17 protein-coding genes and 2 pseudogenes are annotated in these 24,015 nt (G+C 68.3%); 16 read left to right on the forward strand and 3 right to left on the reverse strand.

Annotated elements, in window-relative coordinates:
• Nucleotides 1–56: 56 nt before the first annotated feature.
• Nucleotides 57–341, reverse strand: a pseudogene (gene rpsB / locus ACQKDV_RS00740) (30S ribosomal protein S2); the annotation flags it as partial.
• Nucleotides 342–901: 560 nt separating this feature from the next.
• A pseudogene (locus ACQKDV_RS00745) lies at nt 902–1,507 on the reverse strand (SCO family protein); the annotation flags it as partial.
• A gap of 122 nt (nt 1,508–1,629) precedes the next feature.
• Between ACQKDV_RS00745 and prmB the strand changes: the two are divergent.
• From prmB to ACQKDV_RS00810, 13 genes are all read left to right on the forward strand, one after another.
• Entirely contained in the window at nt 1,630–2,559 is a 930-nt protein-coding gene (prmB, locus tag ACQKDV_RS00750) for a 50S ribosomal protein L3 N(5)-glutamine methyltransferase (protein WP_427781891.1), read from the forward strand.
• The gene (gene aroC, locus ACQKDV_RS00755; RefSeq protein ID WP_427781892.1) at nt 2,556–3,659 is read left to right on the forward strand and encodes a chorismate synthase; all 1,104 of its coding nucleotides are present in this window, start codon (nt 2,556–2,558) and stop codon (nt 3,657–3,659) included. Before prmB ends, aroC begins: the two co-directional genes overlap by 4 nt.
• Nucleotides 3,652–4,689: a 2-hydroxyacid dehydrogenase gene (locus tag ACQKDV_RS00760; protein ID WP_427781893.1), complete on the forward strand. Its 1,038-nt coding sequence runs from the start codon at nt 3,652–3,654 to the stop codon at nt 4,687–4,689. The genes aroC and ACQKDV_RS00760 overlap by 8 nt, the downstream gene beginning before the upstream one ends.
• 91 nt (nt 4,690–4,780) lie before the next feature.
• On the forward strand, nt 4,781–5,809 hold the full coding sequence (locus tag ACQKDV_RS00765; RefSeq protein ID WP_427781894.1) for an aspartate-semialdehyde dehydrogenase: 1,029 nt from the start codon (nt 4,781–4,783) through the stop codon (nt 5,807–5,809).
• Between the two features lie 144 nt (nt 5,810–5,953).
• Nucleotides 5,954–7,972: a FimV/HubP family polar landmark protein gene (locus ACQKDV_RS00770; RefSeq protein ID WP_427781895.1), complete on the forward strand. Its 2,019-nt coding sequence runs from the start codon at nt 5,954–5,956 to the stop codon at nt 7,970–7,972.
• A gap of 22 nt (nt 7,973–7,994) precedes the next feature.
• Complete coding sequence (locus ACQKDV_RS00775) at nt 7,995–8,354, forward strand: VOC family protein (protein WP_427781896.1); 360 nt, start codon at nt 7,995–7,997, stop codon at nt 8,352–8,354.
• 35 nt (nt 8,355–8,389) lie between these two features.
• Nucleotides 8,390–9,160: a tRNA pseudouridine(38-40) synthase TruA gene (truA, locus tag ACQKDV_RS00780; protein ID WP_079222631.1), complete on the forward strand. Its 771-nt coding sequence runs from the start codon at nt 8,390–8,392 to the stop codon at nt 9,158–9,160.
• Nucleotides 9,157–9,813, forward strand: a complete 657-nt coding sequence (locus tag ACQKDV_RS00785; RefSeq protein ID WP_427781897.1) for a phosphoribosylanthranilate isomerase — start codon at nt 9,157–9,159, stop codon at nt 9,811–9,813. Before truA ends, ACQKDV_RS00785 begins: the two co-directional genes overlap by 4 nt.
• 189 nt (nt 9,814–10,002) lie before the next feature.
• Entirely contained in the window at nt 10,003–10,674 is a 672-nt protein-coding gene (locus ACQKDV_RS00790; protein WP_427781898.1) for a hypothetical protein, read from the forward strand.
• Entirely contained in the window at nt 10,674–12,692 is a 2,019-nt protein-coding gene (locus tag ACQKDV_RS00795) for a hypothetical protein (RefSeq protein WP_427781899.1), read from the forward strand. Before ACQKDV_RS00790 ends, ACQKDV_RS00795 begins: the two co-directional genes overlap by 1 nt.
• 85 nt (nt 12,693–12,777) lie before the next feature.
• On the forward strand, nt 12,778–18,171 hold the full coding sequence (locus ACQKDV_RS00800; RefSeq protein ID WP_427781900.1) for a DNA repair ATPase: 5,394 nt from the start codon (nt 12,778–12,780) through the stop codon (nt 18,169–18,171).
• On the forward strand, nt 18,168–18,875 hold the full coding sequence (locus tag ACQKDV_RS00805; protein WP_427781901.1) for a hypothetical protein: 708 nt from the start codon (nt 18,168–18,170) through the stop codon (nt 18,873–18,875). Before ACQKDV_RS00800 ends, ACQKDV_RS00805 begins: the two co-directional genes overlap by 4 nt.
• Before the next feature lie 44 nt (nt 18,876–18,919).
• Nucleotides 18,920–20,029, forward strand: a complete 1,110-nt coding sequence (locus ACQKDV_RS00810) for a toxic anion resistance protein (protein WP_427781902.1) — start codon at nt 18,920–18,922, stop codon at nt 20,027–20,029.
• 64 nt (nt 20,030–20,093) lie between these two features.
• Here ACQKDV_RS00810 and ACQKDV_RS00815 read toward each other — a convergent pair whose 3' ends face one another.
• Complete coding sequence (locus tag ACQKDV_RS00815; RefSeq protein WP_427781903.1) at nt 20,094–20,978, reverse strand: LysR family transcriptional regulator; 885 nt, start codon at nt 20,976–20,978, stop codon at nt 20,094–20,096.
• A gap of 97 nt (nt 20,979–21,075) precedes the next feature.
• Between ACQKDV_RS00815 and trpB the strand changes: the two genes are divergently transcribed.
• Genes trpB through trpA form a run of 3 tightly spaced genes read left to right on the forward strand, consistent with a single transcriptional unit; the run spans nt 21,076 to nt 23,790 of the window.
• Entirely contained in the window at nt 21,076–22,293 is a 1,218-nt protein-coding gene (gene trpB, locus ACQKDV_RS00820; RefSeq protein WP_427781904.1) for a tryptophan synthase subunit beta, read from the forward strand.
• The gene (locus ACQKDV_RS00825; protein WP_427781905.1) at nt 22,290–22,979 is read left to right on the forward strand and encodes a hypothetical protein; all 690 of its coding nucleotides are present in this window, start codon (nt 22,290–22,292) and stop codon (nt 22,977–22,979) included. The genes trpB and ACQKDV_RS00825 overlap by 4 nt, the downstream gene beginning before the upstream one ends.
• A gap of 1 nt (nt 22,980) precedes the next feature.
• Entirely contained in the window at nt 22,981–23,790 is an 810-nt protein-coding gene (gene trpA / locus ACQKDV_RS00830) for a tryptophan synthase subunit alpha (RefSeq protein WP_427781906.1), read from the forward strand.
• Nucleotides 23,791–24,015 lie beyond the last annotated feature (225 nt).

Consider the following 24,015-nt stretch of genomic DNA (forward strand, 5'->3'; position numbering starts at 1 on the left):
GCTGGTCGACCTTGCCCACCAGATTGGCCAGCAGTTCCAGCTTGGTGCTGACCTTAGCGCTGGTTCATGAACGGCATGCCGCAACGCTCGGCTTCTTCGCGGATGGTTTCGCGGGCGCTGCGCTTGGTGCCCAGGAACAGGACGGTGCCGCGCTTCTGGGCCACCGACGAGATGAAGTTCATCGCATCGTTGAACAGCGGGACGGTCTTTTCCAGGTTGATGATGTGGATCTTGCCGCGGGCGCCGAAGATGTACGGAGCCATCTTGGGGTTCCAGTAGCGGGTCTGGTGGCCGAAGTGGACGCCGGCTTCCAGCATCTGACGCATGGTGACCTGGGGCATTGCAATACTCCTGATGGGGAACCGGCGTTTCCGCCCGCGGGACAGGTATGCGGGAGGCGTGGAAGCGCTGAGGGTTCCGGGGTTGGGCTTCCCTGTTGCCTCCGTGGCCGAACTCTTTTCGGAGCACCCCGGCACGGATGGGGGCAGCAGGTGTGGATTCGCCGATGACGTGCGACGTGGACGGTGTTCCGCGCACAGGGCGGCAGGACATCCCGGAGATTATAGCCCGGCTTCGGCACGCGCTGCAATTGCGGGTTCTCGGGCGCCTCCTCGACGATCAGAGGGCCTGGCGTGGGTCAGGGCAGGGCCGCCTGATGCCTCCCGTCAACAGGTGATCGTCGCAGTGCCAGTGTCCAGATCATTGCCGCGCGCGACGGGGTGGGTAACCGGGATGGCAGCCCGGGCCAGGGTGCCGGCGGCGTCACCGATGACGTCCGCCTCCACCTTGGGGTTTGCAAGTATCTGTATTCATTGATGATTGCAGTAATTGGCATGCAGGTTCGTGTTGCGTGGTCACGGTTCGTGCCGGCCGCGTGCATCGCGTGTACCGCCAGTTGGGTGGCCGGCGCGTTGAACGGGGGCCGCACCAGGCCGGCAAGCCGGCCCTGCGGGTCGAGCACGGCCAGGCTGGCCGAGTGCTCGACGGTGTAATCCTCGGGATTCTCGTCGAAGTGCTTGCCCGGCACCTTCTGGAACACGAAGCCCAGCGAGGTTGCGAAGCGCTCCAGCGAGGGAATGTCGGCGGTGGCGGCCAGGGTGTCCTTGTGGAAGCCATGCACGTACTCGCCCAGGCGGATGGCGTTGTCACGGTCCGGGTCCACCGAAACGAACAGCACGCGCGGGCGCAGGGTGTCGGGCAGGGCTTCCCACTGGTTCTGCGCGCCGGCCAGCTCGGCCAAAGTGGTCGGGCACACATCCGGGCAGAAGGTGAAGCCGAGGAACACCAGGGTCCAGTGGCCCTTCAGCTCGCCCGGGATCAGCCGGGTGCCGTCGGACTGGGCCAGGTTGAAATCGGGCAGCGCGCGGGCATGCGGGTACAGGGTGATCGCTTCGGTGGCCGGCTGGTTGGCCGGCGGCTTCGGCGCGAACACCTGCCGCGCGGCCAGCAGGCCCAGGCCCGCCGCCAGGGCGATCAGCAGGATGATGCCGACGTTGCGATTGAACATGGGAGCCCCCGCAGGAAGTAATCCCCATCATACCGGCTGCAGCCGGATCGTTTCCGTCGCAACGGATGCCGCCGCGGGCGCCAGCCCCTATAATCGGGGGCCACTTTGCCCGCAGTACCGCCATGACCGCTGAAACGGCCGCCGAACTCCACACGATCATCGACCTGATCCGCTACGGCACCAGCCGTTTCAACGAAGCCGGGCTGACCTTCGGGCACAGCTATGACAACGCCCTGGACGAGGCCACCCAGCTGGTGCTGCACAGCCTGCACCTGCCGCACGACCTCGGCCCGGCCTACGGCCAGGCGCGCCTGCTGCAGGCCGAGAAGGTCCGAGTGCTGGAGCTGTTCCAGCGCCGCATCGACGAGCGCGTCCCGGCCGCCTACCTGACCGGTGAAGCCTGGTTTGCCGGCCTCAGCTTCAAGAGTGACAGCCGCGCCCTGGTGCCGCGCTCGCCCATCGCCGAGCTGATCGAGTGCGGTTTCGAGCCGTGGCTGGCCGGTCGCGATGTCAGCCGCGCGCTGGACCTGTGCACCGGCTCGGGCTGCATTGCCATCGCCATGGGCCACTACTACCCGAACTGGGACGTGGACGGCGTCGACCTGAGCGACCACGCGCTGTCGCTGGCCGAAGAGAACAAGGAACGCCTGCAGGCGCACAACGTCACCCTGCTGAAGTCGGACCTGTTCAACGGCCTGACCGGGCGCCACTACGACCTGATCGTCACCAACCCGCCGTACGTCACCAACGACGAGACCGACGCCCTGCCGCAGGAATATTCCTACGAGCCGGAAATGGGCCTGCGTGCTGGCGACGATGGCCTGGACCTGGTGCTGAAGATCCTGCGCGACGCCCCGCTGCACCTGAGCGAGGATGGCCTGCTGATCTGCGAAGTGGGTGAATCCGAGCAGCACCTGATCAAGCTGCTGCCGGAAGTCGACTTCGCCTGGATCGAATTCAAGGTCGGCCAGATGGGCATCTTCGCGGTCGAATGCCGCGAACTGATCGCCCACAGTGCGCGCATCACCGAACTGGCGGCGCAGCGCCCGTGAGTTCCAATGCATTCGGCAAGCTGTTCACCGTCACCACGTTCGGCGAATCGCACGGGCCGGCCATCGGCTGCGTGATCGATGGGTGCCCGCCGGGGCTGGCGCTGGATGCGTCCGAATTCGCCCACGACCTGCAGCGTCGCGCCACCGGCAAGAGCCGGCACACCTCGGCGCGCCGCGAGGCCGACGAGGTCGAGATCCTGTCCGGCGTGTACGAGGGCCTGACCACCGGCACCCCGATCGCGCTGCTGATCCGCAACACCGACCAGCGCAGCAAGGATTACGCCAACATCGGCCAGCAGTTCCGGCCGGGTCATGCCGACTACAGCTACTGGCACAAGTACGGCATCCGCGACCCGCGCGGTGGCGGTCGTTCCTCTGCGCGTGAAACCACCATGCGCGTGGCCGCCGGCGTGGTCGCCAAGAAGTGGCTGGCCGAGCGCTTCGGCGTCACCGTGCGCGGCTACCTGTCGCAGCTGGGCGAAATCCGCCCGGCCGGTTTCGACTGGTCGGCGGTGGAAGACAATCCGTTCTTCTGGCCGCACGCCGAACAGGTGCCCGAGCTGGAGGCGTACATGGATGCGCTGCGCAAGTCCGGTGATTCGGTCGGCGCGCGCGTGGACGTGGTGGCCGACAACGTGCCGCCGGGCTGGGGCGAGCCGATCTACGGCAAGCTCGATGGCGACCTCGCCGCCGCGCTGATGAGCATCAACGCAGTGAAGGGCGTGGAGATCGGCGACGGCTTTGCCAGCGCCGCGCAGAAGGGCACCGAACACCGTGACCTGCTGACCCCGCAGGGCTTTGCCAGCAACCATGCCGGCGGTATCCTCGGCGGCATTTCCACCGGCCAGCCGGTGGTCGCCTCCATCGTCCTGAAGCCCACTTCCAGCCTGCGCCTGCCGGGCCCGTCGCTGGATACCGAAGGCAACGTGGTCGAAGTGGTCACCACCGGCCGACACGATCCCTGCGTCGGCATCCGTGCCACGCCCATCGCCGAGGCGATGATGGCCCTGGTACTGATGGACCAGGCACTGCGCCACCGCGCCCAGTGTGGCGACGTCGGTACCATCACCCCGCGCATTCCCGGGCAGATCGATGGCTGATACGCGGCCGACGGTATGGGTGAGCCAGCCGCTGATCGACGCGGCCATCGCGCCGCTGCGCGATCGCGTGCGGCTGCTGTCCACCGAAACCGTCACCGCCTGGACGCCGCAGCAGATCGCCGAACAGCTGGCCTCGGTCGACGGCGCCATCATCACCCTCAACGAGCGCATCGGCGCGGCCCAGCTGGCCGATGCCGCGCAGCTGCAGGTGATCGCCAACGTCGGCGTCGGCTACAACAACCTGGATGTCGACGCGCTGAGCGCGGCCGGCATCCTGGCCAGCAACACCCCCGATGTGCTGACCGAAACCACGGCCGACATGGGCTTTGCCCTGCTGATGGCCGCCGCGCGCCGCATCACCGAATCCGAACGCTGGCTGCGCGAAGGGCAGTGGGGCCAGTGGTCGTTCCAGACCATGCTCGGCGCCGACATCCACGGCAGCACGCTGGGCATCCTTGGCATGGGCCGCATCGGCCAGGGCGTGGCCCGCCGGGGCGCACACGGGTTCGGCATGAAGGTGCTGTACCACAACCGTTCGCGCCTGCCGGCCGAGACCGAAGCCGCGCTCGGCGCCACCTATGTGGGCCTGGACACGCTGCTGGCCCAGTCCGATCACCTGGTCACCGTGCTGCCGTACACCCCGGCCTCGCACCACATCATCGATGCAGCCGCGCTGGCGAAGATGAAGTCCTCGGCCACCCTGGTGAACATCGCCCGCGGCGGCATCGTCGACGAGCTGGCCCTGGCCGATGCGCTGGCCCATGGCCGCCTGGCCGCCGCCGGCCTGGATGTCTACGAAGGCGAACCGAAGGTGCGCCCGGAACTGCTGGCGCTGCGCAACGTGGTGCTGACCCCGCACATCGGCAGCGCCTCGCTGGCCACGCGTACAGCCATGGTGCAGCTGGCCGTGGACAACCTGCTGGCCGGCCTCGGCCTGGCCGGCGAAGCAGCGCGCATGCCGAGCGCGATCAATGCCGACGCGGCCCTCGCCGCGCGCGCCTCGCTGGGCAAAAAAACCGGGAAACGATAGGGAACCTCTGCGCGCCCCGCCTGAGGAGGTTCCCCGAACCCAGCTGTCGTGCGTGAGTTTTTCCCCTTCCCGTTTTCGTGAGAGTTCCCCCATGAGCAATGCACAACGCAGCTTCCACGTCGCCATCGTCGGCGCCACCGGCGCCGTCGGCGAAACCATGCTGGCCATCCTGGCCGAGCGCAACTTCCCGGTCGGGACCCTGAGCCTGCTCGCCTCCGAGCGCTCGGCCGGCGGCGAAGTCGAGTTCGAAGGCCAGAAGGTGAAGATCCAGGACCTGGCCACCTTCGACCCCAGCGGCGTGGAGATCGCCCTGTTCTCGGCCGGTGGCAGCGTGTCCAAGGAGTACGCGCCGAAGTTCGCCGCCGCCGGTGCGGTGGTGATCGACAACTCCTCGGCCTTCCGTTACGACGATGACGTGCCGCTGGTGGTGTCCGAGGTCAACCCGGACCAGGTCGGCAACCGTCCGCGTGGCATCATCGCCAACCCGAACTGCTCGACCATGCAGATGCTGGTGGCGCTGGCGCCGCTGCACCGGAAGTACGGCATCGAGCGCATCAACGTGTCCACCTACCAGTCGGTGTCCGGCGGTGGCCGTTCGGCGATGGAAGAGCTGGGCAAGCAGACCGGCCAGCTGCTGAGCTTCCAGGACATCGATCCGCAGCGCTTCCCGGTGCAGATCGCCTTCAATCTCATTCCGCACATCGACGACTTCCAGGACAACGGCTTCACCAAGGAAGAAATGAAGCTGGTCTGGGAGACCCGCAAGATCCTCGGCGATGACAGCATCCTGGTGAACCCGACCGCGGTGCGCGTGCCGGTGTTCTACGGCCACTCCGAATCGGTAGCGATCGAAACCCGCGACAAGGTGACCGTGGCAGAAGCGCGCGCGCTGCTGGAGCAGTCGCCGGGCGTGGAAGTGGTGGACCGCCATGAAGCCGGTGGCTACCCGACCCCGGTTACCCACGCCTCGGGCACCGATGCGGTGTACGTCGGCCGTATCCGTGAAGACCTCTCGCACCCGCGCGGCCTGAACCTGTGGATCGTGTCGGACAACGTGCGCAAGGGCGCGGCGTTGAACGCGGTGCAGCTGGCCGAACTGGTGGCCGCCGAACCGCGCTGATCATTGCGGTTGCTTTACCGGTAGTGCCGGCCGCTGGCCGGCATTGCCGTATGCGGAGTGCGTGTCTGCCGGCCAGCGGCCGGCACTACCGGCGTGGCCCGCGATGGGTGCGGACCGTGGTCCCCACGCTTTATAGTGTCGCCCATGAATAAACGGGCCAGGGGCGCAGCGCGCCCGCTCACCTATCTTTCCGCCGCGCTGCTGGCCCTGGCCAGCAGTTCGGCCATGGCCCTGGGCCTGGGTGACATCCGCGTACTGTCGCGGCCCGGCCAGCCTCTGCTGGCCGAAATCCCGGTGGTGTCCGCCGATCCTTCCGAGCTTGAACACCTGCGGGTGGCGCTGGCTTCGCCGGTCACCTTTGAACGTGTCGGCCTGCAGCGTCCCATCGGTCTGGTCAGCGAACTGCAGTTCGAGCTGACCACCGACAGCCAGGGCAGGGCAGTGGTGCGGGTGACCTCGCAGGCACCGGTGGAAACTCCGTCGCTGAGCTTCCTGGTCGAGGCCGACTGGGGCCAGGGCCGTCTGGTCCGCGAGTATTCCGCGCTGGTCGATGCACCGGCCAGTGCGCTGGCCGTGGCCGAGCCGGAAATCGTTGCCCCCGCCGGGGTGCTGACCAATACCATCGCCCGCGATACGCCGGTGCCCACCGCGCCGTCGGCAGCGGCCGATGCGGCCCGCCCGGCATCCCAACCGACGGCAACGCCAGGCCCCCGTGCGTCCGCGCCGGTGGCCCCGGCCGCCACCGACGGCAGCATCACCGTGCAGCAGGGCCAGACCCTGTCGCAGATTGCCGGTGCGCTGGCCCGTGGCAACCAGATCAGCCGCGACCGGGCGATGATCGCCCTGCTGCGCGCCAACCCCGAGGCCTTCATCCGCGGCAACGTGAACCTGCTCAGGCAGGGCGCGGTGCTGCGCGTTCCCGGCAGCGATGCGCTGGCTGCGATCGACGGCAACGAAGCCGCCGCGCTGGTCCGCGAGCACGCCGCACAATGGCGGCAGGCGCGCACAGTGCCACAGCCGGCCGGGGCACCCGCACCCGCTGCCGCGCCCGCCGTTGCTGCTGCTCCGTCGGCTGCCACTGCCGGGGCACGTCTTGAGATCGCTCCGGCGCTGGCGTCCGACGCCGCGCACGCGGGCACAACCACCGGCACCGGTGCCGGCAGCGAGGGTGACATGCTGGGCAACGAACAACTGCGGCAGGCCAGGGAAGACGTCGCCACCCGTGATGCCGAGATCGGTGAGCTTAAACAGCGTGTGGCCGAGCTGGAAAAACTGAAGGACCAGCAGCAGTCGCTGATCGCGATGAAGGACAACGACCTGGCCGCCGCACAGCAGCGCCTGGCGCAGGCGCCCGGTGCGCCGGCCAGCGGCACGCCGTGGTACTGGCTGGGCCTGCCGCTGCTGCTGTTGGTGGCCGGTGCCGCGTGGCTGCTGCGCCGGCGCAAGCCCTCGCCGCTGCCGCCGCTGCGTGAGGAAGGCGATGCGGCAGCCCTGGCCGCAGCAGTACCCGCCGGTGCCGCGCTGGATGCGCTGGCCGAACAGTCCTCGTGGACGTCCGGCGAGGCGGAAGGGGGCCGCCAGGAGCCTTCGATGCCGGCCTGGGCGCTGGAAGAGGATCATGTGGCCCAGCAGCCTGCCCACGACGAGCAGCCCCTGCCGCTCGCAGCCGACGACCACACGCTGACGCCGCCGACGGCCGATGTCGAAGCCTCCTGGCAGGTGGGGGCGCTGGTGACCGATGAGGGCGACGCACTGCCGCCGGCAGTCAGCGACGCCCCGCGTTGGGACGAGCCCGAAGTCGTGCCGCCGGAGCAGAGCGATCAGGGCCCTGAGCCAGCCGATGGGATCGGTGTGCCCGACTACGCGCTGCAGGCCGAGCAGCAGCCGGAATTCCGCGGCGTGTTCGATCTGCCGGCCGAACAGGCTGCTCACGATGAGCCTTCGCTGCCCGTCGAAGCCGCCGGCGAAGATGCGGCAACGGTCAATGAATCCAACGGCTACGACTGGGCCCCGCGCGTGGGCCAGGAGCGGCTGGAACTGGCCATCGCCTACCTCGATCTGGGCGACGCGCAGACCGCACGCACCCTGCTGGAAGAGGTCGCCGCTGATGGCGACATGCACTGCCAGGCGCAGGCGCGCGAACTGCTCGCTCGCTTGGACTGACCACTGGACCCAATGGCCGCCCATGACCCGTGACAACCGCATCGACTACGTCGAGTTCGCCTCGGCCGACCCGGCCGCCAGCCGTGCCTTCTTCGAGGCCGTGTTCGGCTGGTCGTTCGTCGATTACGGTGAGGACTACACCGCCTTCGACGATGGCCGCCTGCAGGGCGGCTTCTTCCGCGGCCAGCCGCAGCGTGCGGAGGCGGGTGCACCCCTGCTGGTGCTGCATGCCGACCTGCTGGCGCCGGTCGAAGCGGCCGTACGCGCCGCCGGTGGGCAGATCGTCCGCCCGGTTTTCTCCTTCCCCGGTGGCAGCCGCTTCCAGTTCGTCGAGCCCGGTGGCAACGAACTGGCGGTCTGGTCCGAACGCGACCCGGCCTGAGCGCCGCCCCACCCGCAACATCGAGGTAGCAGCACATGCGTTACGCGCTCGGCGTCGAGTACGACGGCAGCGATTTCAGGGGCTGGCAGAATCTGGGCGAGGGCGGGCCCAGCGTCCAGGCCAGCCTGGAGAAAGCCCTGTCCTCGGTGGCCGATGCGCCGCTGCAGGTGGTCTGCGCCGGCCGCACCGATGCCGGCGTGCACGGCCAGTGCCAGGTCGTGCACTTCGATACCGACGTGGTGCGCGATCCGCGCGCCTGGATGCTGGGGACCACCACCCGCCTGCCGCGCTCGATCGCGGTGCGCTGGTGCGTGCCGGTGGCCGACGATTTCCATGCCCGTTTCTCGGCGCGTGCCCGCCGCTACCGTTACCGCCTGCTCAACCGCGAGGTGCGCCCGGCGCTGGACCGGCAGACCCTGAGCTGGGAACGGCGCGCACTGGACGAGACCCTGATGCACGCGGCCGGCCAGGCCCTGCTCGGCGAGAATGATTTCAGTGCGTTCCGCTCGGTCCAGTGCCAGGCCCTGCATGCACGGCGCGAGCTGCAGTCGCTGCAGGTCAGCCGCCAGGGCGAGGTCATCGAGGTGGCGGTGCGCGGTAATGCATTCCTTCATCACATGGTCCGCAATATCGTCGGTTCGCTGATCCTGGTCGGCAGCGGCGAGAAACCGGTGGAATGGATCGCCGAGCTGCTGGCCGGTCGTGATCGCACCGTTGCCGGTCCCACTGCCCCCCCGCAGGGACTGGTGTTCCTGGGGCCGCTGTACCCCGACAACTGGCATCTGCCTGCCGAGGTCACCTTATGAGCCGCTCCTACTACCGTACCCGCATCAAGTTCTGTGGCATGACCCGCGCCGGCGATGTGCGCCTGGCCGGCGAACTGGGCGTGGACGCGGTGGGTTTCATCTTCGCCCGGGAAAGCAGCCGGCGGGTTGCCCCGGCCGAAGCCCGCGCAATGCGCCAAGCGATCGCACCGATGGTCGACGTGGTGGCGCTGTTCCGCAACAACAGCAAGGAAGAGGTACGCGAGGTGCTGCGCACGGTGCGTCCGACCCTGCTGCAGTTCCACGGCGAGGAAGATGAGAGCTTCTGCCGCAGCTTCAACATGCCCTACCTGAAGGCCATTGCCATGGGCGGGCGCGAAGACGTCAACGCACGCACCCTGCAGCTGCGCTATCCCAGCGCGGCCGGCTTCCTGTTCGACAGCCACGCCCCGGGTGGCGGTGGCGGCACTGGCGTGGCTTTTGACTGGGCACGCATCCCCACCGGCCTGCACCGCCCGTTCCTGCTGGCCGGCGGGTTGCATCCGGAAAACGTGAAGGACGCCATCCTCGCGACCCTGCCATGGGGCGTGGATGTGTCCAGTGGCATCGAGGTCGAGCCGGGCATCAAGGACGGCTACAAGATGCGCACATTCGTCGAGGAAGTGCGCAGCGCGGACTGCACCGTGCTGGAATGAGCCTGGCAGGGGCCAGGCAGGGGGCCGTCTGCGGGCGGCCCACACCTTCACATTTGTCCCTGTACACACTCTTCACATAGGATGAAAGCAACGCTGCGGCCATGAAGGCTGCCGCCGGATGCACGGAGACGCTCTTCGAGGGCGGTTCCGAACAGGTGCCACGCGCCCCTCAGCCTTGGAAGGCAAGCGATGCAGGAGTTCTTTACTGTCGTTTTCGGCTACCCGACCCTGCCGTACAGCATTGTGCTGGCGGTATCGCTGGTGTATTGGGGGCTTGCCGCTTTTGGCCTGGTCGATGACGGTTTCGGCGATCTCGGCGCCGACGGTGCGCTGGATGGCGGTACCGATCTCAGCGGCCTGTCGGCCCTGCTGCAGCGCTTCGGCCTGGGCGGCGTGCCGGTCATGGTCGTGGTCACCCTGCTGGGGTTCTTCGGCTGGGCCTTGACCTACTTCATCCATCTGTTCGTGCTGCTGCCGCTGCCGGACCTGCTGCGCTGGTGCCTGGGCACCGTCGTGGCCGTGCTCGCGCCGCTGCCGGCGGTACCGGTCACCGCGCTCCTGCTGCGGCCGATCCGCAGCTTCCTGCTGCGCCTGCAGCCGGTACCGCAGGCCTCGCTGCTGGGCCGGGTGGGCGTGGTTGCCTCACCGCGGGTGGATGCACGCAGCGGCCACGCTAACGTGGATGACGGTGGCGCCGGGCTGATCCTGCAGGTGCGCAGCGACATCGAACTGCAGCGTGGCGAGCGCATCGTGCTGGTCGAGCACGTGGCCGAACAGCACTGTTACCGGGTGGTCCGCGCCGACGCGGTCGCCCTCGATTTCCAGGACAACCTGCTTCCGGGCAACAAGGAGAATCACTGATGAGTTTCGCTGGCGCGGCCCCCTTCCTGATCGGGATCATCGTCGTCGTAGGCCTGCTGCTGGGCCTGGCAGGACTGTTCAAGGCGTTCTACCGCAAGGTCGACCAGGGCGTGGCCCTGATCGTCAACGACATGAGCGCCACGCCGAAGGTGCACTTCACCGGTGCGCTGATCATCCCGGTGCTGTACCGCGCCGAGCTGATGCGGATCAGCCTGATCACCCTGCAGATCGACCGCCGCGGCAAGGAAGGCCTGATCTGCCGCGACAACATGCGTGCCGACATCGCCGTGGCGTTCTACCTGCGGGTCAACGAGACCCAGGCCGACGTGCTGCGCGTGGCCAAGGCCATCGGCGCCGACCGTGCCTCGGACAAGCACGCGGTCGATGAGCTGTTCAACGCCAAGTTCTCCGAGGCACTGAAGACCGTCGGCAAGAAGTTCGACTTCACCGAACTGTTCGAGAAGCGCCAGGAATTCCGCGACGGGATCATCGCCGTCATCGGTAACGATCTGAATGGCTACGTGCTGGAAGACGTGGCCATCGACTATCTCGAGCAGACCCCGAAATCGCTGCTGGACCAGTTCAACATCCTTGACGCGCAGGGCATCCGCAAGATCACCGAGCTGACCGCCGCGCAGAACGTGGTGACCAACGAGCTGGAGCAGAACGAGAAGCTCGCCATCACCAAGAAGAACGTGGAAGCGCGTGAGGCGCTGCTGGCGCTGGAACGCCAGCAGGCCGAGGCAGAAGCACGGCAGAAGCGCGAGATCGAGACCATCCGCGCGCGCGAGGAAGCCGAGACCGCCAAGGTGCAGGAAGAGCAGCGCCAGCTGTCGGAGAACGCGCGCATCGAAGCCCAGCAGCTGATCGAGATCCGCGACCAGAACCGCCTGCGCGAAGTGGAAGTGGCCGAACAGAACCGCCAGCGTGCGGTGACCATCGAAGCCGAGCGCGTGGAGCGCGCACGCCAGCTGGAGCAGGTCACCACCGACCGCGAAGTGCAGCTGCAGGGCGTGGAGCGTGACAAGGTGGTCGAGCAGGGCAAGATGGATGTGGCCAACATCACCCGCGAGCGCATCTCCATCGACAAGACCGTGGTCCAGGAAGAAGAGCGCATCAAGGAAGTGCGCGAGGTGTCCGAGGCCGACCGCCAGAAGCAGGTGATGATCCTGGAAGCCGAAGCCAAGGCGCAGGAATTGCTGGTGCGCGAGGTGAAGGAAGCGCAGGCACGCGAAACCGCCTCCAAGCACCGCGCCGTGGAACTGACCACGCTGGCCCAGGCCGAGCATGAGGCGGCCGGCAAGCAGGCCGAAGCCAAGCGCCTGCTGGCCGACGCACTGCGCGCCGAACAGGCGGCGCCGGGCCTGGCCGAAGCGCAGGTCCGTGAAGCCTCGGCGCTGGCCATCGAGAAGGTCGGCATTGCCGAAGCCCGCGTGATCGAAGCCAAGGCCGAGGCCAGCCTGAAGCAGGGCAGCAACGAGGCCCAGGTGCTGGCGCAGACCCTGCAGGCCCAGGCCCAGGGCGAAGAGAAGATGGGCCTGGCCCGCGCCACCGCCACCGAATCGCTGGGCAACGCCGAAGCCGGCGTGGTGCAGAAGAAGCTGCTGGCCGAAGCCGAGGGCCTGGTGCGCAAGTTCGAAGCCATCGCCTCGCTGAGCGACCAGGCGCGTGGCCACGAAGAGTTCCGCATGATGCTGGACAACAGCCTGAAGCAGGCGCTGGCCTCGATCGAAGCGGGCAAGGAAGTCTCGCGCGAGAACGCCAACGTCATCGCCAGCGCGCTGCGCAATGCCGACATCGATCTGGTCGGCGGCGACGGTGGCATGTTCGAGAACCTGGTCAAGGCAGTGTCGCTGGGCAAGTCGATCGAAGGCTTCGCCGGCAAGAGCCCGATCGTGCAGGAGCTGATGCAGCGTTACCTGGGCGTGGCCGTGGCCGAACCGGCTCCGCGGCAGATCGCCGAGGATGCCGAAGCGGTGCCGACCGTATCGGCCAGCGTGGTCGAAAGCGCCCGTTGATGCATCGGGCGGTGGCCACCGTGGCCATCGCCCGCCCGCGCCGGCCGCAACCACGGCCGGCCGTCCGTGAGCCGGAAGCCTGCTGATGTCCGAAACCCAACCGACCGCCGAATCCCCTGCGCCGGAGGCCGGCGGCACCACCGTCGACCAGGCCGTCGCCCAGGGCGGTGCCTATGAAGTCCTGCGCCGCCGCCTCAGCGAGCAGGGCCAGCGCCTGCAGGCCCTGGCCGAGACCCTCAACCGCCAGCGCCTGGCCGAATTCGGCGACAGCCGCCTGGAAGTGGTGGGCCGGTTCCGCATCCGCAGCGAGAACAACTGCGTCGGCCGCGACATCGTCCAGGTCGGGCCCGACCGCCTGCTGTTCGGCTACAACGTGTTCATCGGGCTCAAGACCCACACCCGCATCGAGGATGTGTTCGGCCTGTACCGGCTGGTGCAGGGCAGCGATGGCTACGACGTCGCCTCGCTGGAGCTGAAGGGCAGCTTCCTCGACCAGCCCGGCTTCGTGCACGACTTCAACGAACTGTACGCCTACTACAAGCACGCGCGCCTGCTGCAGCTGATCGTGGTGGGCGACAAGCTGCTGGCCGCGTTCCAGATCGGCGAGCGCAGCAGCGACGTGCGCGTGTTCCGCTGGGCCCGGTCGCGCGACGGTGAACTGACCTACCTCGACGCGCGTGGCGAACGCGATATCGCGCTGCCGCCCCCCTTCGATTTTGAGTGGACCAAGGCCACCCGCGACCTCGCGGTCAACGGCCGCCACTCGCACCTGAACATCCTCGACACTCTGTTCGTGGAAACCACCGGTGGCGACCTGACCATCAAGGTCGAGAACAACACCGAAACCGGGCAGGGCATCTACAGCGAGCCGGTGGAGGACAGCACGCAGTCGCTGGACGACGCCCAGTTCGAGTTCGCCCGTGTCGGTTCGCTGCTGCTGCTGAAAGTGCTGCCCTACCGCGAGACGGTCTGGCGCGGGCTGATCTACAACACCCTCACCGGCGACATCGTGCGCAACGATGCCATCGTCCAGGCCTGCGTGCAGCTGCCCGAAGACCACGGCGTGATCTTCCCCGGCGGCTATTACCTGCAGGGCGGCGAGCACAAGGCCTTCGATGCCTCGATGGCCGGCATGCAGTTCAAGCGCAGCATCCGTTCGCCCAATGGCGAGGACGTGCTGTACATCTTCTACGAGCGCGAAGGCGGGCGCTCGGCGCTGTTCGTCTACAACACCATCCAGCGCATGCTGCAGAACCCGGTGTTTGGCCACGGCTATGCCTTCATGCAGGATGGGCGCATGGTGCTGTTCCACGCCGAAGGCAGCGAACCGACCCGCATCCATCCCATGCAGGTCTGGCAGACACCGTTCAGCAGCGACGAATTCGCTGCCAGCCGCCCGCCCGGCAACACGTTCATGGGCCGCATCGGCAATGCCGAACTGGTGCGCGGGATCTCCAACCTGTTCAACCTGGCCCGCGAGATCGACGGCCAGGATGTCTCGGTGCAGCGCTACCAGCGCCTGGTAGCCGACACCCGCCGCCTGTTCGACGCCCACCACTGGCTGGGCGACGAGGCCTGCGACGGTGCTGAGGCGCTGCTGCGGCAGATCAGCGCCACCGGCGAATCGGTGCTGGACGAATACGAAAAGGTCCAGTCCATCCGCGAGCAGTCGGCGCAGGCGATGGTTGAGGCGGAGGCCGCCTACAAGGCGTTGCTGGGTCGGCTGCAGCCGCAGAACTGGAACGAGGTGCAGGCCTTCGTCGAGGCACTGAACGAGATCACCGCGCTGCGTGGGCGGCTGCTGACCCTGCGCGAGCTGCGCTACATCGACACCGCGCGCATCGAAGCGATGGCTGCCGAACTGGTGCAGGCGCAGGACCGCGTCGGCGCCGCCACCGGTGAATTCCTCGCCGGCGATGCCGCGCTGGCACCGCTGGGCAGTCGCCTGCAACTGCTGGACGAAGCCGCCCATCAGGCAGCCAGTGCGCGCCAGCTGGACGAGCAGTTGGACCGCATGCGCGGCATGGCCGCCGACCTGGACATGCTGTCCGAACTGATGGCCGGCCTGAAGGTGGACGATGCCACCGCGCGCACCCGCGTGGTCGAATCGATATCCGCGCTGTACGCGCGCCTGAACCAGGCGCGCACGCGCGCGGAGCAGCGTCGCCGCACCCTCGGTTCGGCCGAGGCCGTGGCCCAGTTCGCCGCGCAGTTCGCGTTGTTCTCGCAGTCCATCACCAGTGCGCTGGCGATGGCCAGCGACCCGGAAAAGGCCGACGAGCAGCTGTCGCGCCTACTGGTGCAGCTGGAGGAACTGGAAAGCCAGTTCGGCGAGCACGAGCAGTTCCTCGGCGACATCCTCAGCAAGCGCGAGGAACTGGTCGAGGCCTTCGAAACGCACAAGCAGGCGCTGCTGGACGACCGCCAGCGCAAGGCCCGTTCGGTGCTCGATGCGGCCGACCGCATCCTGGACGGACTGGCCAAACGCACCGAGCGCTTCGCCACAGCCGATGAACTCAATGCGTTCTTCGCCGGCGATCCGCTGATCCTCAAGCTGCGCGAACTGGCCGAACGCCTGCGTGCACTGCGCGACAACGTCAAGGCCGATGACATCGAAGCGCGCCTGAAGAGCGTGCGTGACCAGGCCGTGCGCCAGCTGCGCGACCGCAGCGACCTGTACGAAGCCGGTGGCAACGTGGTCCGGCTCGGGCCGCGCCACCGCTTCAGCGTCAACACCCAGGCGCTCGACCTGACCCTGCTGCCCCGCGGCGACACGCTGGCCATCCACCTGACCGGCACCGATTTCCTGGAAACCCTGCACGATCCCGAACTGGATGCGCTCAAGCCGTTCTGGCCGGTGACCCTGGATTCGGAATCTGCCGAACTCTATCGCGGCGAATACCTGGCCGGCAGCGTGCTGCTGGCCGCGCAGGCGGGCAGTGATGGCCTGGACCTGGCCCAGCTGCAGCACGACGTGGCCGACCCCGAAGCGCTGGACCAGCGCGTGCGCGCATTCGCCGCGCCGCGTTACCGCGAAGGCTACGAGCGCGGCATCCACGACCATGACGCCGCGCTGATCCTGCGCGCCCTGCTGCCGCTGCAGCAGTCAGCCGGTGCGCTGCGCCATGCGCCACGCGTACGCGCGCTGGCCCTGTTGTTCTGGGCCGCACGACAGCAGGAAGAGACGGTCAAGCAGTGGCCCAGCCGCCAGGCCGGTGCGGAGACCCTGGCGCGCCTGTTCGGCTCCGATGAAGGGCGCAGCGCCCTGCGTGCGGAAATGGCCACGGCCATCGCCGCGTTCGCGAAGGCCGAAGCGTTGCCGTTCGACGATGAAGCCGCCGACGCCGCTGCCGCCTACCTGGGCGAAGAACTGATCAACGGCGAGCCCGTGTTCAGTACCAGCAAGCATGCGCAGGCATTGCTGGAGGCGCTGGCCCAGCAGCTGGAACAGGCCGGGCAGCGCGAAGCGCTGGAACGCGCCCTGCACCGGACGCAGGATCCGTTGGCGGCGCGCTGGGCATTGGCCGGACAGTGGCTGCGCGCCCTGGCCGGCCTGCCCGCGCAGGCAGCACACGCCGGCTATGCCGACGAAGCGGCGGCGCTGCTGCTGGTGCAACGCCAGTTGCGCACGCGCGGCAACGACGCGCCACTGCGGGTCGAGGTCACCGGCCTTCTCGGCGAGCACCCGCGTATCCAGGGCGGCACGCTGTCAGTGTCGCTGGACGATTTCCTGGCGCGGCTGCAGCACCACCTGAAGCACTTCGTGCCCGACTTCCATGCTTACCAGGCCGTACGCCAGGGCATCATCAACCGCGAGCGGCAGACCCTGCGCCTGTCCGAGTTCAAGGCGCGGCCGCTGTCCTCGTTCGTGCGCAACAAGCTCATCAACGATGTCTACCTGGGTGTCATCGGTGACAACCTGGCCAAGCAGATGGGCACGGTCGGCGAGAACAAGCGCAGCGACCTGATGGGCCTGCTGATGATGATTTCGCCGCCGGGCTACGGCAAGACCACGTTGATGGAATACGTGGCGCACCGCCTGGGCCTGGTCTTCATGAAGATCAACGGCCCGGCGCTGGGCCACGAGGTGCGCTCGCTGGACCCGGCGCAGGCGCCGGACGCGACCTCGCGGCAGGAACTGGAAAAGCTCAACCTGGCCCTGGAGATGGGCAACAACACCATGCTGTATGTCGATGACATCCAGCACACCCATCCCGAGTTCCTGCAGAAGTTCATTTCGCTGTGCGATGGCACCCGCCGCATCGAAGGCGTATGGCGGGGCCGTACGCGCACCTACGACATGCGCGGCAAGAAGTTCTGCGTGGTCATGGCCGGCAACCCATATACCGAATCGGGCGAGGTGTTCAAGATTCCCGACATGCTGGCCAACCGTGCCGACATCTACAACCTTGGCGATGTCCTGGGCGGCATGGAAGCGGCCTTCACCCTCAGCTACATCGAAAACAGCCTGACCTCCAATCCCGTGCTGGCACCGCTGGCCACCCGTGACATGGCCGACCTGTACCTGCTGGTCGATCGCGCGATGGGCAAGGACGTGTCGACCAACGGGCTCAGCCATGCGTACAGCGCCGCGGAGGTCAACGAGATCACCGCCACGCTGCAGCGCATGCTGCGCGTGCGCGATGTGGTCTATCGGGTCAACCAGCAGTACATCGCCAGCGCCGCGCAGGATGACCGCTATCGCACCGAGCCGCCGTTCCGGCTGCAGGGCAGCTACCGCAACATGAACAAGCTGGCCGAGAAGATCTCGCCGGTGATGAACGAAGAAGAGCTGCAGCAGCTGATCTCCGACCATTACCTGGGCGAGGCACAGCTGTTGACCACCGGTGCCGAGGAGAACCTGCTGAAGCTGGCCGAACTACGCGGCGTGCCGGACGAAGTGCAGGCGCAGCGTTGGGCGCAGATCAAGCGTGATTTCCTGCGCAACAAGGCCATGGGCGCCGACGACAGCGATGTCGGTGGGCGGGTGGTCGCGCAGCTGGCTGACATTGCCAGCGCACTGCAGCTGCCGCCGCCGGCTGCGCCGGTGGTGGCGGCCGATCCGGCACCGTGGCCGGCCTTGCTGGAGGCCCTGCAGCGCCTGGCCGAAGCACGCCCGACACCGGCCGTACCGACGCAGGCAGCGGAGACTGCGGCGCTCGCCGCGCCCACCGCACCGGCAACGCCGCTCGCCGAGGATCTGCAGGCCGGGCTGGCGCCGCTGGTACAGTTGCTGCTCGCTTCGCAGGCACAGCAGGAACAGGTGTCGCAGACCCTGGCCGCATTTGCCGGGTGGGCACGCCAGCAGGTCGAAGGCGCCGGTGGCAGCAGTGCTGCCGCCGTGCGCAGGCCGCGGGTCAGGCGGGCCAGTACACCGGAGGAGCGCGCACTGGATGAAGCGCTGATGCGCCACTTCTACGGTGAGTCGCTGCCGGTGGATGCCGCTGACGGCACCCCCATGCCGCCGCCGCTGCCATGACCGACGCGTCGCCCCTGCCGGTGCCGCAGCGGCCGGACACCGCCGATGTCGCACGGTTGGCCGACTACGGCACGCCGTTGCTGCAGGCGCTGGCCGCACGCGAGGTTGCGCTGCCGGCCGTGGCCGGTGAAGGACTCGTGGGGGCGCTGGCGCGTATTGCGCTGGCCCTGCAGGCCGCCGACCCGGCACGCCTGCGTCGGCAGGAAAGCTGGTGGGGGCGCCTGCTCGGTCGCGATGTCGAACGCCAGGCCGAAGGCCGCCGACTGCAGTCGCAGCTGGGTGTCCTCGCGCTGCAGGCACGCGAACAGGCGCAGCAGCTGCAGCAGCACGGCGCGCTGCGGGCCACGGCCATCAGCGCGGCCCAGCATGCGGCAGACGCGCTGCAGGTCTGGGCGGACGCGGCGGCCGCGTGGTTGCCGGGTCTGCACGCTGACGGGCAGGCGGCGCTGTCGCCGCGCATCGACCATCTGCAGCGGCTGGCCGCTCTGCGCCGTATCGAAGCTGGCCAATGGCAGCTGCTGCAGGAACAGGACGCGATGCTGCTGCAGCGCTTCGCCCGCATCCATGATGTCCTGCTTCCGGCATGGCGGCAGGCCGCCGTGGCCACACACACCGCCAGTGGCGCGGTGCACGCCGCCCAGGTGGCCACGCTGCACCAACAGATCGCCGACGAGGTCGCGGCGGCTCAGGCTAGACTGCGCTGAGCCGGCCGCCGCTGCCGCCTACCCAACTGCAAGGAGACTGCCCGATGACCCAGGACAGCCAGCACCCCGGTACGCTCGTACCTGCCATGACCACCGCCGCCGTGCTCGACGACGGCGCGCTGCAGGCCTTGGGGCTGGTCCGCGAGGACCTTCCCCGCATCGCCGAGATCGGCAAGGAACTGGACGACCTGCGCCCGGGCAACCTGCAGGTGTTCGGCCGCGAAGCAGCGTCGCGCACTGCGGCGTTTTCAAGCCAGCTGCTGGACCAGGTGCGCAACCGTGATCTTGATGACAGCGGCGAGAAGCTGGGCGAAGTCGTGCGCATTGCGCGCAGCCTGAAACTGGATGGCTTCGCCCAGCGTTCGAAGGTGCCGGTGATCGGCGGCCTGATCGATCGCCTGCGCGTGTCCAAGGGCGAGCTGGTGCAGAAGTTCAGCGACACCAATGCACAGATCGAGCAGTTGCTGGGCGACGTGGGCGTGCAGCAGGCGTTGATGGGCAAGCGTGTGGGCGAGTTCGACCGCATGCACGAGATCGTCCGCGAGGAACGCCACGCGCTGGGCCTGTATGCCGCCGCCGGCAAGCAGCGCCTGGCCGGACTGCAGGCAGAGCAATTGGCCGGCCAGGGCAGCGATGACCCGCAGCAGCGCATCCGCCAGAGCGAAGTCGACAACGCGATCCGCCTGATTGAAAAGCGCGTCTCCGACCTGCAGCTGATGCAGCATGCGGCCGACCAGTCGCTGCCGATGATCCGCCTGATCCAGGCCAACGCGCTGCAGCTGATCGAGAAGTTCAACACGGTGCGCGAGATCACCATCCCGTCGTGGAAGCGCCAGTTCGCCATCCAGCTCTCGCTGGGCGAGCAGAAGTCTGCGGTGGAACTATCCACGGCCATCGACGATGCCACCAACGAGCTGATGCGCCGCAATGCCGACCTGCTGCGCCAGGCCTCGGTGGACACCGCGCGCAGCAACCAGCGCGGCGTGATAGACGTGGCCACGCTGCGCCACGTGCACGACCAGCTGATCGCCACGGTGGAGGAAGTGCGCAGCATCCACCGCGAAGGCATGCAGCAGCGCCAGCAGGCGGAAGTGGAACTGTCGCGCCTGCGCGAGGACCTGCAGCAACGGCTGGCCGCCCCCACCACGCCCTGAAAAAGGGGACGGAGGGGATTAAGTCGTTTTTTCACAAACGACTTAATCCCCTCCGTCCCTTTTTTCATAGTTGCGCCACGGCCCAGTCGCCCAGTGCATCCACGCGCGGGTCGGCCGGGCCGTCCGGGCGCGCCAGTACCCAGAATCCGCCGGTCGCGGCGAAGCCCCATGGGGCAATCAGGCGCCCGGCGGCCAGATCCTCCGCCACCAGCGGCTCCGGTGCGATCGCCGGCCCCAGCCCCGCCACCGCGGCTTCCAGCAGGTAATACAGATGCTCGAAGCCGGTGCCCATCTGCAACAGGGCCGGGTCCAGCCCGTGCGCCTGCGCCCAGGCCGGCCATGCCTGCGGGCGCGAGCTGGTGTGCAGCAGGGTCTCCTCCAGCAGCGCGGCGGGCGGCGCATGGCGCAACCGCTGCGCGGCAGGATGCGAGGGCGCCACTACCACGCCCACCCGTTCCGGGGCCAGCTCGCGTATCTGCCAGCCGCGAGGCCACGGCGCCTGCGCCAGCAGCAGGACCGCATCCAGCGCCGCCTGCGCCTCGGTGAAGGCCCCATCCAGCGCCGACCATTGCAGGTTCACGCCGGGCAGGGCCGCCTGCAGCGCAGGCAGTCGAGGAATCATCCAGCGCGCCAGCACGCTGCCGCTGCAGCCCAGTACCAGTACCGGTGAGCGTGCGGGCTGGCGCAGGTCGCGCACGCAGGCCTCGATGCCGGCAAACGCCTCGCCGCAGGCTGCGTGCAGGCGCTGGCCGGCCTCGGTCAGACGCAGGCCGCGCCCGGCGCGCTGGAACAACGGCAGCCCGAGGTGGTCCTCCAGCAGCTTCAGCTGCCGGCTCACCGCGCCGTGGGTGACGTGCAGGCCCTGTGCGGCGCGACCCACGCCGCCCAGCCGGGCAGTGGCCTCGAAGGCACGCAGGGCATTCAGTGGCGGTAGCAGGGAGGTACTCATGTGAGATTTCCTGACGATATGCGCCAGATAATATCGATATTCCGGTCAGGATCCGTGCGCTAGAGTATCCACCTGTCTCGAACCAGCGGTCGCTTCCATGTCTGCCTCCCCCATTGCCGACTACCACGCCTTCCCGGACGCCCAGGGCCACTTCGGCCGCTACGGCGGCAGTTTCGTCGCCGAAACCCTGGTCGGCCCGCTGCAGGAACTGGCCCAGGCCTATGACCAGGCCCGCCAGGACCCGGAATTCCAGGCCGCCTACGACCGTGATCTGGCGCACTACGTGGGCCGGCCCAGCCCGATCTACCACGCCCAGCGCCTGAGCGACCACGTCGGCGGCGCACAGATCCTGCTCAAGCGCGAGGATCTGAACCACACCGGCGCGCACAAGATCAACAACACCATCGGCCAGGCCCTGCTTGCCGCGCGCATGGGCAAGAAGCGCATCATCGCCGAGACCGGTGCCGGCCAGCACGGCGTGGCCAGTGCCACCGTCGCCGCGCGCCTGGGCCTGGAATGCGTGGTGTACATGGGCGCCACCGACATCGAGCGGCAGAAGATCAACGTCTACCGCATGAAGCTGCTGGGCGCGACGGTGGTGCCGGTCACCTCCGGCTCGGCCACCCTGAAGGACGCGCTGAACGAAGCCATGCGCGACTGGGTGACCAACGTACAGGACACCTTCTACATCATCGGTACCGTGGCAGGCCCGGACCCGTACCCGCGCATGGTGCGTGACTTCAATGCCATCGTCGGTCGCGAAGCGCGCGAACAGATGCTGGCCGAGTACGGTCGCCTGCCCGATGCCATCACCGCCTGCGTCGGCGGTGGCAGCAACGCCATCGGCCTGTTCCATGCTTTCCTCAACGACCGCCAGGTCGAGATCTTCGGCGCCGAAGCGGCCGGTGACGGCATCCATACCGGTCGCCACGCTGCTTCGATTGCCGCCGGCCGCGCCGGCGTGCTGCATGGCAACCGCACCTACGTGCTGTGCGATGACGATGGCCAGATCATCGAAACCCATTCGGTCTCGGCCGGCCTGGATTACCCCGGCGTCGGCCCCGAGCACGCCTTCCTGGCCGACAGCGGCCGCGCACGCTACCTCGGCATCACCGATGAGGAAGCACTGCAGGCCTTCCACCTGCTGGCGCACACCGAAGGCATCCTGCCGGCACTGGAATCCAGCCACGCGCTGGCCCAGGCCATCAAGCTGGCACGCGAACGCCCGCGCGACCAGATCGTGCTGTGCAACCTGTCCGGCCGTGGCGACAAGGACGTGCACACCATCGCCGCGCGCGAAGGCCTGGTGCTGTGAATTACGTGCTGCGCCACGGTGGCGCGCTGGTGCTGGCGGTGGGGCTGGGCGGCTGCACGCCGCCTGATCCGCCGGTGCTGGCCCCTGCGCCGGCATCTCCCGCAGCGATTGCCCCGGCGCGCCAGGTGGCCAGCAACGACGATGACGCAGCACATCGCCCCATCGAGGATGTACCGGCGCCCGCAGCTGACAACGACGCCGACGACGAAACCGCCCCGGCGGTGGTCTCGGTCGCGCTGGACCATGCCGGCGATGTGTTGATCGGCCAACCCTTCAGCGAGCTGAAGGACGAAGCGCAGTGGCACTCGGCCGGGCTGGGCGAGGCCACCGCCGGGCGCTGTGAGTATTACGAGCGTGGCACGCTGCCTGAAGGCGTGGCGATGATGGTGCAGGACGGCGACGTGGTGCGCTTCGACCTGGCCCCCATCGACGACTCGGGCCAGGTGGTGGTCCAGCCCGGGCCATTCGGCCTGCGCCTGGACATGCCGCGCGCGCAGGCCCTGCAACTGCTGCCACGGGGCGCCATCGCGCGGCCCTACGGCGAAGACGCCGGGGCCGGCGAGAGCCTGCTCTGGCAGGACCCCGGTTCCGACCTGGCGATCCGCGTGGAGATCGTCGACGGCACTGTTTCCCGAATGTACTGGGGCGCCAGCGGCGCCGTTGACCTGATCGAAGGATGTACCTGACATGTCCCTATCCCGACTCGAAGCCTGCTTCCAGCGTCTGCGCGAGCAGCAGCGCAAGGCGCTGATCCCGTTCATCACCGCTGGCGATCCGTCGCTGGAGGCCACCGTGCCGGTCATGCATGCACTGGTGGAGGCCGGTGCCGATGTGATTGAACTGGGCGTGCCGTTCTCCGATCCGATGGCCGATGGCCCGACCATCCAGCGCAGTTCCGAGCGCGCGCTGGCCCGCGGTGCCGGCAGCCGCTACGTGCTGCAGGCGGTGGCGCAGTTCCGTCAGCGCGATGCGCAGACGCCGGTGGTGCTGATGGGCTACCTCAACCCGGTGGAGATCCATGGTTACGTGGCCTTTGCCGGGGCTGCGGTGGCGGCCGGCGTGGACGGCGTACTGCTGGTGGATCTGCCGCCGGAAGAAGCCGGTGAAGCGCAGCAGGCCTTCGACGCAGCCGGTCTGGCGCTGGTCCTGCTGGCCTCACCGACCACCAGCCAGGCGCGCGCTGACAAGCTGCTGGCGCTGGCCCGTGGCTACCTCTACTACGTCAGCTTCGCCGGTGTCACCGGTGCCTCCGAACGGCTGGACAGCGATGCCGCCAGTGCGCGGCTGCAGGCGTTGCGCGCGCGCGCCAGCGTGCCGGTGGTGGCCGGCTTCGGCATCAAGGATGCGGCCAGTGCCGCCGCGATGGCCCGTCAGGCCGACGGCGTGGTGGTCGGCAGTGCGCTGGTGGCGGCCCTGGCCGACGCAGGCTCGGCCGACGAGGCTGCCCAGCGGGCCGGCGCCTTCCTGGCTCCGCTGCGGCAGGCGCTGGACGCCTGACCCACGCATGCGCCACGGGCTGCCGGCCAGCGGCCGGCACTACCGACGGGGCCCCGGACGCCTGAGGGTAGTGCCGGCCGCTGGCCGGCATATGCGCTGCCCGCACGGCGTTGCCGCGCTAAACGTACGTCCCAGCATGGTTTTTTCCTGCTGGCCCGCGCCCTGCAAGGGGTGCACGGGCGGGGGCAGCAGAGCTAGACTGTCCGCCTTTGCGGCCCCCGGGCC

Source organism: Stenotrophomonas sp. NPDC077659 (assembly GCF_050268705.1).
Classification (GTDB): domain Bacteria; phylum Pseudomonadota; class Gammaproteobacteria; order Xanthomonadales; family Xanthomonadaceae; genus Stenotrophomonas.

Bases quoted from the DNA above. Each gene is read 5' to 3' on its own strand.
- prmB (WP_427781891.1), top strand. From the start codon at position 1,630: ATGACCGCTGAAACGGCCGCCGAACTCCACACGATCATCGACCTGATC.
- ACQKDV_RS00760 (WP_427781893.1), top strand. From the start codon at position 3,652: ATGGCTGATACGCGGCCGACGGTATGGGTGAGCCAGCCGCTGATCGAC.
- ACQKDV_RS00765 (WP_427781894.1), top strand. From the start codon at position 4,781: ATGAGCAATGCACAACGCAGCTTCCACGTCGCCATCGTCGGCGCCACC.
- ACQKDV_RS00770 (WP_427781895.1), top strand. From the start codon at position 5,954: ATGAATAAACGGGCCAGGGGCGCAGCGCGCCCGCTCACCTATCTTTCC.
- ACQKDV_RS00775 (WP_427781896.1), top strand. From the start codon at position 7,995: ATGACCCGTGACAACCGCATCGACTACGTCGAGTTCGCCTCGGCCGAC.
- truA (WP_079222631.1), top strand. From the start codon at position 8,390: ATGCGTTACGCGCTCGGCGTCGAGTACGACGGCAGCGATTTCAGGGGC.
- ACQKDV_RS00785 (WP_427781897.1), top strand. From the start codon at position 9,157: ATGAGCCGCTCCTACTACCGTACCCGCATCAAGTTCTGTGGCATGACC.
- ACQKDV_RS00790 (WP_427781898.1), top strand. From the start codon at position 10,003: ATGCAGGAGTTCTTTACTGTCGTTTTCGGCTACCCGACCCTGCCGTAC.
- ACQKDV_RS00795 (WP_427781899.1), top strand. From the start codon at position 10,674: ATGAGTTTCGCTGGCGCGGCCCCCTTCCTGATCGGGATCATCGTCGTC.
- ACQKDV_RS00800 (WP_427781900.1), top strand. From the start codon at position 12,778: ATGTCCGAAACCCAACCGACCGCCGAATCCCCTGCGCCGGAGGCCGGC.
- ACQKDV_RS00805 (WP_427781901.1), top strand. From the start codon at position 18,168: ATGACCGACGCGTCGCCCCTGCCGGTGCCGCAGCGGCCGGACACCGCC.
- ACQKDV_RS00810 (WP_427781902.1), top strand. From the start codon at position 18,920: ATGACCCAGGACAGCCAGCACCCCGGTACGCTCGTACCTGCCATGACC.
- ACQKDV_RS00815 (WP_427781903.1), bottom strand. From the start codon at position 20,978: ATGAGTACCTCCCTGCTACCGCCACTGAATGCCCTGCGTGCCTTCGAG.
- trpB (WP_427781904.1), top strand. From the start codon at position 21,076: ATGTCTGCCTCCCCCATTGCCGACTACCACGCCTTCCCGGACGCCCAG.
- trpA (WP_427781906.1), top strand. From the start codon at position 22,981: ATGTCCCTATCCCGACTCGAAGCCTGCTTCCAGCGTCTGCGCGAGCAG.